General features: G+C 62.5%; 12 protein-coding genes. 4 read left to right on the forward strand and 8 right to left on the reverse strand.

Annotation, left to right across the window (positions count from 1 at the left end; genetic code table 11):
* Window positions 1-183: 183 nt before the first annotated feature.
* Together pyrC and ACA027_RS19445 are read right to left on the reverse strand one after the other, a co-directional pair.
* Window positions 184-1,227 carry a dihydroorotase gene (gene pyrC / locus ACA027_RS19440; protein ID WP_370679831.1) on the reverse strand — a complete coding sequence of 348 codons (1,044 nt, stop codon included), beginning with the start codon at window positions 1,225-1,227 and terminating at the stop codon, window positions 184-186.
* Window positions 1,228-1,302: 75 nt separating this feature from the next.
* Complete coding sequence (locus ACA027_RS19445; protein ID WP_370679832.1) at window positions 1,303-2,301, reverse strand: Bug family tripartite tricarboxylate transporter substrate binding protein; 999 nt, start codon at window positions 2,299-2,301, stop codon at window positions 1,303-1,305.
* Window positions 2,302-2,460: 159 nt separating this feature from the next.
* On the opposite strand from ACA027_RS19445, the gene ACA027_RS19450 reads away from it, so the two are divergent.
* Entirely contained in the window at window positions 2,461-3,294 is an 834-nt protein-coding gene (locus ACA027_RS19450) for an IclR family transcriptional regulator C-terminal domain-containing protein (RefSeq protein WP_370679833.1), read from the forward strand.
* A 95-nt stretch (window positions 3,295-3,389) separates the two neighbouring features.
* Here ACA027_RS19450 and ACA027_RS19455 read toward each other — a convergent pair whose 3' ends face one another.
* From ACA027_RS19455 to ACA027_RS19475, 5 genes are all read right to left on the reverse strand, one after another.
* On the reverse strand, window positions 3,390-4,127 hold the full coding sequence (locus ACA027_RS19455) for an amino acid ABC transporter ATP-binding protein (protein ID WP_370679834.1): 738 nt from the start codon (window positions 4,125-4,127) through the stop codon (window positions 3,390-3,392).
* Window positions 4,128-4,152: 25 nt separating this feature from the next.
* Window positions 4,153-4,824: an amino acid ABC transporter permease gene (locus ACA027_RS19460; RefSeq protein ID WP_370679835.1), complete on the reverse strand. Its 672-nt coding sequence runs from the start codon at window positions 4,822-4,824 to the stop codon at window positions 4,153-4,155.
* Window position 4,825: 1 nt separating this feature from the next.
* Window positions 4,826-5,581 carry an amino acid ABC transporter permease gene (locus tag ACA027_RS19465; protein ID WP_370679836.1) on the reverse strand — a complete coding sequence of 252 codons (756 nt, stop codon included), beginning with the start codon at window positions 5,579-5,581 and terminating at the stop codon, window positions 4,826-4,828.
* Window positions 5,582-5,690: 109 nt separating this feature from the next.
* The gene (locus ACA027_RS19470; protein ID WP_370679837.1) at window positions 5,691-6,590 is read right to left on the reverse strand and encodes an amino acid ABC transporter substrate-binding protein; all 900 of its coding nucleotides are present in this window, start codon (window positions 6,588-6,590) and stop codon (window positions 5,691-5,693) included.
* Window positions 6,591-6,878: 288 nt separating this feature from the next.
* Window positions 6,879-7,820, reverse strand: a complete 942-nt coding sequence (locus ACA027_RS19475) for a LysR substrate-binding domain-containing protein (RefSeq protein WP_370679838.1) — start codon at window positions 7,818-7,820, stop codon at window positions 6,879-6,881.
* 289 nt (window positions 7,821-8,109) lie between these two features.
* Here ACA027_RS19475 and ACA027_RS19480 point away from each other — a divergent pair, with 289 nt between their 5' ends.
* From ACA027_RS19480 to ACA027_RS19490, 3 genes are all read left to right on the forward strand, one after another.
* On the forward strand, window positions 8,110-8,670 hold the full coding sequence (locus ACA027_RS19480; protein WP_370679839.1) for a TRAP transporter small permease: 561 nt from the start codon (window positions 8,110-8,112) through the stop codon (window positions 8,668-8,670).
* Complete coding sequence (locus ACA027_RS19485; protein ID WP_370679840.1) at window positions 8,667-9,965, forward strand: TRAP transporter large permease; 1,299 nt, start codon at window positions 8,667-8,669, stop codon at window positions 9,963-9,965. The genes ACA027_RS19480 and ACA027_RS19485 overlap by 4 nt, the downstream gene beginning before the upstream one ends.
* Before the next feature lie 242 nt (window positions 9,966-10,207).
* Window positions 10,208-11,245, forward strand: a complete 1,038-nt coding sequence (locus ACA027_RS19490; protein WP_370679841.1) for a DctP family TRAP transporter solute-binding subunit — start codon at window positions 10,208-10,210, stop codon at window positions 11,243-11,245.
* Window positions 11,246-11,650: 405 nt separating this feature from the next.
* On the opposite strand, the gene ACA027_RS19495 is transcribed toward ACA027_RS19490, so the two are convergent.
* Window positions 11,651-13,492: a Na/Pi cotransporter family protein gene (locus ACA027_RS19495; RefSeq protein WP_370679842.1), complete on the reverse strand. Its 1,842-nt coding sequence runs from the start codon at window positions 13,490-13,492 to the stop codon at window positions 11,651-11,653.
* Window positions 13,493-13,642 lie beyond the last annotated feature (150 nt).

Here is a 13,642-nt window from a genome sequence, read left to right on the forward strand (position 1 = left end):
AGGCAGAGTTGAAGCGCTATGAATGCTATGTTTTTCCTAAAACATCGCACTCTAGCTACTACCAGTCCATGCCACCGGCGCGGCCCAGGCCAGGGCACCGCGCAAGGGCCGCCCCGCAGCGCCAGTGCCGTCCCCCTCCGGTGAAGCCTGAGAGAGGGAAGCGGCATAGCCGCTCAGGGGGTGCTACTTGATCACTTTCCAGGGCAGGCTATCGCCCGCGCGCAGCGGCTTGAGCTGGGCTTCGCCATAGGCAAAGCTGTCCGGCGGGGTCCAGCTTTCGCGGCGCAGCGTGATGGTGTCGCTGTTGCGCGGCAGGCCGTAAAAATCGGCGCCGTGAAAGCTGGCAAAGCCTTCGAGCTTGTCCAACGCGCCGGCATTGTCAAAGGCCTCGGCATACATCTCGATGGCAGCATGGGCGCTGTAGCAACCAGCGCAGCCCGTGGCCGCTTCCTTGAGATGGGCTGCGTGCGGTGCGCTGTCGGTGCCCAGGAAGAACTTGGTGCTGCCGCTGGTGGCGGCCTGGACCAGGGCCAGTCTATGGGTTTCGCGCTTGAGCACCGGCAGGCAGTAGAAATGCGGGCGTATGCCACCGGTGAAGATGGCGTTGCGGTTGAACAGCAAATGCTGGGGCGTGATGGTGGCGGCCACAAAGCGGTCGGCCGCGGCCACGTACTCGGCGCCCTCTTTGGTAGTGATGTGCTCCATCACAATCTTCAACTCGGGGAAGTCGCGGCGCAGCGGAATCAGCTGCTGCTCGATAAAGGCGGCCTCGCGATCGAACAGGTCCACGCTGGGGTCGGTCACCTCGCCGTGCACCAGAAAAATCAAGCCCTCGCGCTGCATGGCAGCCAGGGTGGGGTAAATCTTGCGCAGATCGGTCACGCCATGGTCGCTGTTGGTGGTGGCACCGGCCGGGTAGAGCTTGCAGGCCACGACGCCGGCTGCCTTGGCGGCGGCAATGTCCTCAGGCGAGAGCTTGTCCGTCAGGTACAGCGTCATCAAGGGCGTAAAGGCCAGACCCTGGGGCACGGCCGCCAGAATGCGGGCGCGGTAGTCCAATGCCATCTGCGCCGTGGTCACCGGCGGCTTGAGGTTGGGCATGATGACGGCGCGGCCCATCTGGGCGGCGCTGTGGGGCACCACGGCGCGCAGGGCGTCGCCGTCACGCACATGCAGGTGCCAGTCGTCGGGTCGGGTGATGGTGAGAGAGTCGAGTTGGGCGGTCATGGGACGCTATTGTCCCATCGCCGCCATGACCGGGCTGCCGAGAGCCTGTTCTCCCACCTGCAAGCGCCTGGACGCTTAGTTGCTGGAGATGTTGTTGTCGGCAATCACCTTGCCCCATTTGCTCAGGTCGGCGGCAATGCGGTTGTGCATGGACTGGCCGGGCGCATAGGCCGCCGTGGTGCCGACTTGCTGCAGCTTCTCCTGCACGCTCTTGTCTTCCAGCGCCTTCTTCAGGGCAGAACCCAGCTGGTCCACGATGGGCTGCGGCGTGCCGCGCGGGGCCATCAGGCCACCCCAGGCCACGGCATCAAAGCCGGGGAAGCCCTGCTCGGCCACTGTTTTCACATTCGGGGTGAAGACCACGCGCTGGGGAGAACCCACGGCAATCGGGCGCAGCTTGCCGGACTTGATGTGGGGCAGCGCGGCAATCATGTCCGAGAACATCATCGGCACCTGGCCACCCAGCAAATCGGTAATGGCCGGGGCGCTGCCCTTGTACGAGATGTGCAGCATCTCGAACTTGCCCTGGCTCTTGAGCAGCTCGGTGGACAAATGCCCGAAGCTGCCCGTGCCCGCGCTGTTGTAGTTCAGCAGCTGCTTTTTCGAAGCGGCGATCAGTTGGGGCAAATCCTGCACATCCAGCACCTTGGGATTGACCACCATCACGATGGGCAGGTCATAGGCCACGCCAATGTGGGCAAAGTCCTTCAGCAGATCGTATTTCTTCTGGCCATAGAGCTTGTCACCCAGCACGGTGGGCGATGCCAGCATGGTCAGCGTATAGCCATCAGCCGGGCTCTTGGCCACGACATCCGTGCCCAGCATGCCGGAAGCACCTGCGCGGTTTTCCACGATCACGGGTTTGCCCAGCGTCTCCCCCATGTGCTGGCCCAGGATGCGGGCAGCCGTATCGGTGGGACCGCCAGGAGGGAAAGGCACGACCAGTTTGATGGGTTGGTTGGGATAGGTCCCAGCATTCGATGCCAGGGCCGCAACGCTCCAGCTGCCGGCACACAAAGCGGCAGCGGCCACGCAGACCGCACGGCGACCCAGGCGAGAGGAAATCGGGAACATAGGGAGGTCTCCAAGGGAAATGGCAGCACGCGATTTCTGATGTGTCGCGCATCTGTCAGGCAGAAAGAAATTAATTTGCGAACATTTGTTCGGGAATAATGCTATCCAACTTCTTTCATCACCTGCTGTCTAGCAGGCGACAGTCATAAGCCACCAACCATGCCTTCACGCCAAGCCCCCTCTTCCGCCGAAGCGTCCGACACCCAGCATCTGCAGAGCGAACGGCTGGAATCGCTGGCCAACGGCCTCGCCCTGCTGCGCGTGTTTGCCGAAGGCACACCATCGCTCACTGTGCAGGAGGCGGCCCAGCGGCTCGGCATGACACGCGCCGCAGCCCGACGTCTGCTGATCACGCTGCAGCTGGAGGGCTATCTGCGCTGCGAGGGCAATCTCTACTACGTCACCCCCAGGGTCATGGACCTGGGCTTTGCCTACTACGCCTCCATGAGCCTTCCCCAGTTGGCGCACGCCACCTTGCAGTCGCTGGGCGATCAGGTGTCGGAGGCCTGCTCTCTGGGTGTATGGGACAGCGGCCATGTGGTGATCGTGGCCCGCCATGAGCCGGCACGGGTGCTGCGTGTCAATGTGGACATTGGCCGCAGGCTGCCGGCATTTGCCCACTCCATGGGCCGCGTGCTGCTGGCCAACCAGCCCGTGGCGGCCCAGCGTGCCCACCTCAAGGCCTGGCCGCCCGAGGCCTTCACCAAAGAAACGGTGACGGCCAAAGAAAAGCTGCTGCAGATCTTCCAGCAGGTCGGCCAACAGGGCTGGTGCATCCTGGCGGGGGAACTGGCGGAAGGTTTTTGCGGCATCTCCGTGCCCATCCAGGGCAGCACGGGCAAGGTGCTGGCGGCGCTGAGCATCACCATGGTGCAAGGGCGGCGCACGGTGCAAGACCTGGAGGCCGATTACCTCCCCAAACTGCAGGCCGCAGCACAGCAACTGGAGGCGCTGGTGCATGGCCGCGAGCGCTTTCACGGCTTCAATTTCTAGCCGTCAGGCCATGGCCGCTGGCAGACAGAAGAGATAAAAAAAAGGAGCACCCAAGGTGCTCCTTTGCTGCGGTGTCGCCCTGGGGCGACGCCCCATCAGTGCTGCAGGATCTTGCTGAGAAAGTCCTTGGTCCGCGGCTGGCGTGCATCGGGATTGCCAAAGAACTCTTCCTTGCTGCAGTCCTCAAGGATCTTGCCGCCCACGTCCATGAAGATCACGCGGCTGGCCACCTTCTTGGCAAAACCCATTTCGTGCGTCACGCACATCATGGTCATGCCTTCATGGGCCAGGCCCACCATCACGTCCAGCACTTCGCCCACCATTTCGGGGTCGAGTGCGGAAGTGGGCTCGTCAAACAGCATGACCACGGGGTCCATGGACAGGGCGCGAGCAATGGCCACGCGCTGCTGCTGCCCACCGGAAAGCTGGCCGGGGAACTTGTCCTTGTGCGCCATCAGGCCCACGCGGTCCAGCATCTTCAGACCACGCTCCCGGGCGTCATCGGCCGAACGGCCCAGCACCTTGATCTGCGCAATCGTCAGGTTCTCCGTCACCGTCAGATGGGGAAACAGCTCGAAATGCTGGAACACCATGCCCACCTTGGAGCGCAGCTTGGGCAGATCGGTCTTGGGGTCGTGAATGGCCGTGCCGTTCACATAGATCTCGCCCTTCTGGACGGGCTCCAGCGCGTTGATGGTCTTGATCAGCGTGGACTTGCCAGAACCCGACGGGCCGCACACCACCACCACTTCACCCTTTTTGATCTGGGTCGAGCAGTCGTTCAGCACCTGAAAGCTGCCATACCACTTGGAAACGTTTTTGAGTTCGATCATGAATTTTCCTCAGTCAGGGTGCCTATCAGCGAATGATGGCGATCTTCTTGTGCAGGCGCTTGACCAGCCACGACAGCAAGTAGCAAAGAATGAAGTAGGCAACGGCGGCGGCGATATAGGCCTCCATCGGGCGGCCATAGTTTTTGCCAGCCACTTCAAAGCCCTTCAACATATCGTAGGCGCCGATGGCGTAGACCAGCGATGTGTCCTGGAACAGGATGATGGTCTGCGTCAGCAGCACCGGCAGCATGTTGCGGAAGGCCTGGGGCAGCACCACCAGGCGCATGTTCTGGCCATAGGTCATGCCCAGCGCCTGGCCGGCAAACACCTGGCCACGCGGAATGGACTGGATGCCCGCACGCATGATTTCCGAGAAGTAAGCCGCCTCAAACGCCACAAAGGTGATGACGGCCGACATCTCGGCACCAATGGGCTTGCCGATCACCAGGGGCACCAGCAGGAAGAACCACAGGATCACCATCACCAGCGGAACGGAGCGCATGCCGTTGACGTAGACCGTGGCCGGCCCGGCCAACCACGGGTTGCCCGACAGGCGCATCAGTGCCAGCAGCGTGCCGAAGAAAATACCGCCCAGCGTGGCCACCACCGTCAAGGTGATGCTGAACATCAAGCCCTTGAGAATGAAGTTCTGGAACAGGTCGGCGTTGTAGAACGAAAAGTCGAGTGCCAAGTTCATGTCAGTGTCCTCCCGCACTCGATGCGCTGATCATGCCCGGCACGCGGGAGCGCTTTTCGATGAACGCCATGATGCGGTTGATGGCGAAGGCCGAGATGATGTACAGCCCCGTCACTGCCAGATAGACCTCGATGCCACGGCCGGTTTCTTCCTGGGCCTGCATGGCGAACATGGTCAGCTCGGTCACCGACACGGCGAACGCCACCGACGAGTTCTTGAAGATGTTCATCGTCTCGCTGGTCAGCGGCGGAATGATGATGCGAAACGCGTTCGGCAGCAGCACATAGCGGTAGGTCTGCCAGGTGGTGAAGCCCATGGCCATGCCCGCATAGCGCTGGCCGCGCGGCAAGGCCTGAATGCCCGAGCGCAGCTGCTCGGCAATCCGTGCCGAGGTGAAAAAGCCCAGTGCCAGCACCACCAGCACAAAGCCAGAGACCGACTTCATCGCAGGAAAGATAGCGGGTACCACGTGGTACCAGAGAAAAATTTGCACCAGCAAGGGGATGTTGCGGAAGAACTCCACCCACGCATCGCCGAACCGCACCACCCAGGGGTGGTCAGGCAAGGTGCGCAAGGTGCCAATCACGATGCCCACCAGCAGTGCCAGCGCCAATGCCAGCAGCGACACCGACACCGTCCAGCCCCAGGCAGACAGCATCCAGTCGAGGTAGGTGACGTCACCGTTCTTGCCAAAACAGCCCTGAACCGCCGTGCGCTCCAGGGTGTCTTCGCAGAACATTTGCCAATCCCATGCCATAGGATTTCCTTCAATACAAAACTTCAACCACGGGTGTGCGCCGACACACCCGCCCAACAAAAAACGCCCCAGACAGTGACATGCACCGTCGGGGCGTCACTTGGCCGATTTACTTGTTGAAATCTTCCTTGGGCTTGTTGTTGGGATGCTGCCAGGCATTCTTGGTGGCGTCAGACAGGGCCAGACCCACTTGCTGGTTGGCCGGGGGGATGGGCTGCATGAACCACTTGTTGTAGAGCTTTTCCAGCGAGCCATCCTTGACCTGGCGGGCGATGGAATCGTTCACGGCCTTCAGGAAAGCGGTGTCGCTCTTGCGCAGCATGCAGGCGATGGGTTCGGTCGACAGAGGCTCGCCCACCAGCTTGAATTCCTTGGCGTTCTTGGACTTGGAGATGTTGCCCATCAGGATGGAGCCATCCATCACGAAGGCATCAGCACGACCGGTTTCCAGCAGCAGGAAACTGTCGGCATGGTCCTTGCCCATGATGTTCTTGAAGTCGATGCCTTCGGCACGCTTGTTCTGGCGCAGCAGCTGCACCGAGGTGGTGCCGGTGGTGGTGGCCACGGTCTTGCCGTTCAGGTCCTTGATGTCGTTGATGCCGGAGTTGGTCCGCACCGCAATACGCACCTGCTCCATATAGGTGGTGTTGGCGAAGTCCACATCCTTTTGACGGTTCAGGTCATTGGTGGTGGAGCCGCACTCCAGATCCACCGTGCCATTCACCACCAGAGGGATACGGTTTTGCGACGTCACGGGCTGGTACTTCACATTGACCTTGGCCAGGCCCAGTTGCTTCTGGATGTCCTTGACGATGTTCTCGGCCATTTCGGTGTGAAAGCCCACGTACTTGCCGTCGCCCAGGGTATAGGCCAGGGCACCGGAGGACTCACGCACACCCAGGGTGACGCTCTCGGAGGACTTGATCTTGGCCAGCGTGTCGTTGGCTTGTGCCATTGCGCTGCCCGCCGCCAATGCGGCTACGGCCACCGCCAGCAAATGCTTTTTCATAACGTATCTCCTCAAAATTTAAGTTCCAACGCAAGGTGTCAAGTCTCGCAGCCAGCAAAGCTGCATTGCTCACATCCTTGAAGCACATTGTGCAACCAAGCATGCGGGAATCTGCAGTATGTGTCCGCCCTGTGACTTTGTCGTCAGGATTTAACAGTAGACCGGCATGAGGTTTCCGTAAGAAAAAACCGTGCCAGGTCGCACGTTCTGCGACAACGTGGCCGCATCATATGCAAGCCACCACTCACTGCCAATGCCGCATTGTTTTACAAGTATGCACGCTGCGCATCACCCCGGAAGGCGAGCTTGGGCATCTGTTTGCAAAAAATTCCACAAGGCATCGGCCACGCTGTTGCGGACTTCTTTGCCCACCGGCTTTTCCCGGTAGGCACGCACATCCATGGGCATTTGCAGCTGGCTGAGCTCCTCGGGCACAGCCCGCACCAGGCGGCCGTTCTCCAGATCCTTGCGCACCGCGCTATAGGGCAAAAAGGCGACACCATGCCCCTCCAGCGCCATGGCCTTCAGACCCTCAGCCATATCGGTTTCATACACCCGCTCCAGGTGCACCGGCACGCCCGCATCTTTCAAAATCAGCTCTGTCACCCGCCCCAGATAGGCACCCGGCGCATAGCCCAGAAAAGGCAGGGGCTGGCCTGCCGCACCGGGCAGTGCGTACAGCGGCTGCCCCTGTGCATCGGGCTTGGAATACGGGGCCAGCAGCTCCTGCCCCAGGCTGACCATTTCGTATTTGTTCGGGTCCAGCTGCAGCGGCTGCGAGGGGTGGTAGTAGGCAATCAACAGATTGCAGCCGCCCTCCACCAGGCGCATCACGGCGTCGTGCACATTCAGGGCAATCAAACGGCTCTTGAAGGGGCCGAACTGTTCGTGCAGCGACGACACCCAGGCGGGGAAAAAGGTGAACGCCAGCGTGTGCGGCACGGCAAAGCCCACCATGTCCTTGTCGGCACTGGAATGCGAGCGCAGCATGGTGCGCGTGCTCTGCAGCGACTGCAGCATCTCCAGCGCCTGGTCGTACATGGTCTTGCCCGCCGGCGTCAGGCGCGTAGGGTAGGAGCTGCGGTCCACCAGATCGGTGCCCGCCCAGGCCTCCAACGCCTGAATGCGCCGCGAAAACGCGGGCTGCGTCACATGGCGCAATTGCGCGGACCGGCTGAAACTGCGCGTTTCAGCCAAGCTGACAAAGTCTTCAAGCCATTTGGTTTCCATAGATTGCCATTATCTGCTGAGCGCGCCCGGCCATCGTCATGCGCGAGTCACCCCGCTGGGGCTGCGCAGCCTGACAGTGGTCTGACCACTTGCGGTCTAACGGCTGTATCAGCCTGTTTTCTAAGGGAAATGCCTGCCGCATTCGCTACAGATAGCAACAGTTGATCCGGGATAATGCCCTGGCGCTTCCACCCGATGCGCTCTTTCTTCCACACCCCTCGGTGCACAACGCCGCGTCGGTCCAGGAACTGCATTTCGCCCATGTGTGTTTTTCTGACTTTCCGCGTTCATGTCCTCCACTCCCCCAGAGACCGATGGAGCGCCCGCTGCCGGCGCGCCCACGGATGCACCGCGTTCCCTGCGCTTTGAAGACTGGCTCACCGTGATCATCATGGCCGCCCTGGCCCTGATCACCTTTGCCAATGTGCTGGTGCGCTACTTCACCGACTCCTCCTTCGCCTGGACCGAGGAGTTCTCCGTATTCCTGATGATCTTGCTGGCTCTGGTGGCCGGCTCGGGTGCCGTGGCCCGCAACCAGCATATCCGCATCGAATTCTTTGCCGATGCCGGCTCGCCGCGCCGTCGCCGGGCGCTGGCGCGTTTTGGCTCGCTGATGGTGGCCCTGCTGTTTGCGCTGATTGCCGTGCTCAGCGTGCGCGTGGTCTGGGACGACTTCCGCTTCGAGGAAACCTCGCCCGGCATTGGTGTGCCGCAGTGGTGGTATTCGGTCTGGCTACCCATTGTGTCGGCATTGATCACGCTGCGCGCCCTGGGCCTTTTTGTGCGCCAGGGCAGGCCCGGTGCCTTCGACGTTGAGCTCACCGAAGACAGCGACAAGGAGGCCCCATGATCGCCACCTTGTTGTTTGTGGCCTTTCTGGGCCTGATGTTTGTGGGCGTGCCCATTGGCGCCGCCCTGGGCCTGGCGGGCGCCGCCGCCATTGCACTGGCCAATGCCGATGCCCAGTGGTTCGGCCTGCTGGCCGTGCCGCAGAACTTCTACGCTGGCCTGGGCAAATACCCGCTGCTGGCCATTCCCATGTTTGTGCTGGTGGGCTCCATTTTTGACCGCTCGGGCGTGGCCCTGCGCTTGGTGAACTTTGCCGTCGCCATCGTCGGCCGCGGCCCCGGCATGCTGCCCCTGGTGGCCATTTGTGTGGCCATGTTCCTGGGCGGCATCTCCGGCTCCGGCCCTGCCAATGCGGCTGCCGTGGGCGGGGTGATGGTGGCTGCCATGGCCCGCGCCGGCTACCCGGCCAGCTTCTCGGCCAGTGTGGTGGGCGCAGCCGCTGCCACCGATATTTTGATTCCACCCTCGGTGGCCTTCATCATCTACTCGGTGCTGGTGCCTGGCGCCTCGGTGCCGGCCCTGTTTGCCGCCGGCATGGTGCCCGGCGTGCTGGCCGGTATTGCGCTGATTGTGCCGGCCGTGTGGCTGGCACGCCGCCACAAAATGGGCGCCCTGGAAGCCACGCTGCCGCGCCCAGCTTTTTGGAAAAGCCTGAAGGAAGCGGCCTGGGGCCTGGCCGCGCCGGTCTTGATTCTGGGCGGCATGCGCGCCGGCTGGTTCACCCCCACTGAGGCCGCCGTGGTCGCCGTGTTCTACGGCCTGTTCGTGGGCATGTGCATACACCGCACGATTGGCCTGCGCGATCTGTACCCCATCTTGCGCGAGGCCGGCGAGCTGTCGGCCGTGATCTTGCTGGTGGTGTCGCTGGCCGGGATTTTTGCCTTCTCGCTGTCCACGCTGGGCGTGATTGATCCGGTGGCCGCGGCCATCGTCAACTCCGGCCTGGGCGAATACGGCGTGATGGCGCTGTTGATCCTGCTCTTGATCACCGTGGGCATGTTTTTGGACGGCATCTCCATCTTCCTGATCTTTGTGCCGCTGCTGCTGCCCATCATGAACCATTACCACTGGGACCCCGTGTGGTTTGGCGTGATCCTGACGCTGAAGGTGGCGCTGGGCCAGTTCACCCCGCCGCTGGCCGTGAACCTGATGGTGAGCTGCCGCATCGCCGGTGTGCGCATGGAGTCCACCGTGCGCTGGGTGGGCTGGATGCTGCTGGCCATGTTCATGGTCATGGTGCTGGTGATTGCCTTCCCGCAACTGGCGCTGTGGTTACCTGCAAAGCTGGGGTATTGAAATGAAACACCCCCTGAGTCGCTTCCGCGCCTTCCCCCTCAAGGGGGACGACAGCCTCGCTGCGGGGCGGCCCTTGCTCGCTGTCCCTGGCTTTGGGCAGCGCCTGTTTCACATGCGGTGCTGCTAACGCGCTTCGCTATGGAGAACTGAGCCTGCCGTGCGAGATTCCAGACATGATCCGACAGGCACTCTTTCCCGAATCGAGAGAGCACAACAACAACTTTCAACACTGGAGACAAACCATGCAACTGCGTACCTTTTTGACCACCGCCGTGGCCGCTGCCGCCACCCTGGCCCTGGCCCCTTCCTTGGGCCTGGCACAAGCCAAGTACAAAAGCGAATACCGCATGTCCCTGGTGCTGGGTACGGCCTTCCCCTGGGGCAAGGGCGGTGAGATCTGGGCCGACAAGGTGCGCGAGCGCACCCAGGGCCGTATCAACATCAAGCTCTATCCCGGCACCTCTCTGGTCCAGGGCGACCAGACGCGCGAGTTCAGCGCCATCCGCCAGGGCGTGATCGACATGGCCGTGGGCTCCACCATCAACTGGTCGCCCCAGGTCAAGGCGCTGAATTTGTTCTCCCTGCCCTTCCTCTTCCCCGACTACGCCGCCGTGGACGCCGTGGTGCAAGGCGAAGTGGGCCAGGAAATTTTCAAGACCATAGACAAGGCCGGCGTGCTGCCGCTGGCCTGGGGTGAGAACGGCTACCGCGAAATCTCCAACTCCAAGCACGCCATCAAGGCGCCCGGCGACCTCAAGGGCATGAAGATCCGCGTGGTCGGCTCGCCGCTGTTCCTGGACACCTTCACCACCCTGGGCGCCAACCCCACGCAGATGAGCTGGGCCGACGCCCAGCCCGCCATGGCCAGCAGCGCCGTGGACGGCCAGGAAAACCCCATCGCCGTCTACATGGCCGCCAAGCTGCAGTCAGTGGGCCAAAAATACATGACGCTGTGGGGCTATATGAACGACCCGCTGATCTTTGTGGTGAATAAGGAAGTGTGGGCCAGCTGGACACCCGCCGACCAGGCCATCGTCAAGCAAGCCGCGCTGGATGCCGCCAAGGAACAGATCGCCATCGCCCGCAAGGGACTGGTGGAGCCGGGCAAGCCCCTGGTCAAGGAACTGGAAGGCCTGGGCGTCACGGTGACCGACCTGAACGCACAGCAGCGCAAGGTGTTTGCCGATGCCACCAAGAGCGTCTACACCAAGTGGAAGCCGCAAATTGGCACCAACCTGGTGGACATGGCCGAGAAGTCGATCGCGGCGAGTAGGAAGTAAAACACCCCCCTGTGCCGCTTCGCGTCTTCCCCCTCTCTGGCGCTACGCACCGGAGGGGGACGGCACCAGCGCGGCGGGGCGGCCCTTGCGCGGTGCCCTGGCATAGGGCATGCCAGTTTTATGCCATGTGGACGCAAGCAGGCCTTGGCTGTTCCACCACTGCCCCATTGGCACGGCATGCATGCTCTCTGGCGCTACGCGCCGGAGGGGACGGCGTAGGCCCTTGCGCGGCGCCCTGGCGTGGGCCGTGCCGGTTTTAAGCGCCTGGGTTATGCACAGCGCTATCGAGACAGTGCTACAGAAAACAAAGCTGTGAATGCAGACACCACCTGCATTCACAGCTTTTTGATTGGAATCTCAAAGCATCCCCCTGAGCGGCTGTGCCGCTCAGGGGGATGCTTTATTTCACAAGCCTTCAATCAGCGGCGCATCACCCATCAGCAGGTGCAGCTGGCGCGCGGCGGCGTGGCTTTCGCCCAGCAGCAGCAGCTGGCGCAGGCTGGAGAGCATGTGCTGGGCAAAGCCCAGGTCGTTCATCAGCGAGCTGGCGGCCAGGCTGGGCAGGGTTTCGTTGCGTATGCAGGCGAACAGATGCTGGCGGAACTGAGATTCAAACTGCTGGCCACGGTCATCCAGGGCCTGCAGCTGCAGCGCCCATTCCGCGTCCGGCAGCTCGGACAGGCCCAGCGTCCGCAGATCGCGCAGCGTCAGCAGCACATGGTGGCGCAGCTCGATATAGCTGCTGCGCGCGCTGCTGTCCGTCTGCTCCAGCAGATAGCGGTGCATATTGCGCTGCAGGCGGTGGGCATGTTTGACGGCATCCACCATCTGAAAGCCTGCCACCTGGCTGTCGCGCCAGAACTGTTGCTGGGCCGGGTCGGCCGGCATGTCCACCCGCCCCATGAAGGCCAGCAACTGGGCATACACCCCCTTGATGTGCAGCTGGTAGAGGCGGTCGGCATCCACGCGCTGCTGCTCCACACGGGTACGCAGCTGGGCGTCGTCGCGCGGAGGGTCTTCCAGCATGGCCAGCGGGCAATACAGGGCGTGGCAGATCACTTCCAGGCTCAGCCGGCCCATGTGCTGCAGCTCCTGCGTCACGGCGCGCGCCGCGCTCTCGGGGGTCTGCAGTGCATTGCTTTGCAGATAGCGTGCCTTGGTGGCCTCGGCCGCATGCTCGCTTTGTGTGGCAATCAGCACCTCGGGCTCCACCTTGTCGGGCAGCCAGCGCGTGAGCAAGGCTGCCAGCTGCGGCTGCCAGGGCCAGAACAGCAGCACGCCCAGGGCATTGAACAAGGTGTGGAACAGCGCCAGCTGAATCAGCTGGTTGCTCCCCTGGCCCACCCAGCCGGTGAGCACCACCACCAGGCCGGACAGCGGCGCCAGCAGTGCAAAGCTGACCACGGCCGTGCTGCAATTGAACAGCACATGGGCAATGGCCAGGCGCTGGCCGCTGCGGCTGCTGCCAATCATGCCCATCACGGCCGTGGACACGCTGGAGCCCACGTTGGAGCCTATGGCAATGCACAGTGCCTGCTGCAGCTCCAGCTGCCGGCTGGCCAGGGCCGCCAGCGTCAGCATCAAGGTGGCATGGCTGGACTGCACCACCACGGTGATCAAGGTGCCCACGCCCACGAACAGCAAGGCACCCTGCAGGCCTTCGGCGCTGTAGCGCTGCAGATCCAGATCGCCAAAGCTGGTGAAGCCTTGCTTGATCTCGTCGATGCCCAGGAAAATCATGCCAATGCCCAGCAGCAGCCGGCCCGCAGCCGCACCGCGCGGGCCGGAAAAGCCCAGCAGCACGCCAAACACCAACAGCGGCATGGCCAGCGGCGCCATGCTGAGGTTTTGCCCCGCCATGGCCAGCAGCCAGATGCCGCTGGTGGCACCCAGGTTGGCACCAAACAGCACGGCCAGGCTACCGATCAAGGTGATGAGCCCGGTGCTCAAAAACGCAATCGTCAGCAGCGACACCAAGGTGCTGGACTGCAGCAAAAACGTGGCCACGCAGCCAAACAGCAAGCCCTTGGCCGGCGTGGCCGTGCTGGCGGCCAGCAAGGCCTGCAGCCGCCCGCCCGCCAGGCTTTTGAGGCCTTGCTCCAGCTGCTGCATGCCAAACAAAAACAAGGCCAGGCCGGCACACAGCGTGAGCCAGCCCGGGCTGAACCAGAACGACCAGGCCAAGGCCCCGCCGGCCAAAGCAATCAGGGAATGCTTGGAATAGGTGGAATATGCAGCGATCTGCATGGCGGGCCTCCCTTGGTATTTTTGTTGGGCGAAAAGGGAGCGAGCTTAGCGGAAGCGGCGCCGCCAGCGCCCTCAGGCACTTGCGCTACGTCAAGAGCGGTCTGCCGCTGCTGGGGGCTTTTTTGCGAATCTTTCAGCCCTCTGATGCAA

The organism is Comamonas sp. GB3 AK4-5, assembly GCF_041320665.1.
Taxonomy (GTDB): domain Bacteria; phylum Pseudomonadota; class Gammaproteobacteria; order Burkholderiales; family Burkholderiaceae_C; genus Comamonas.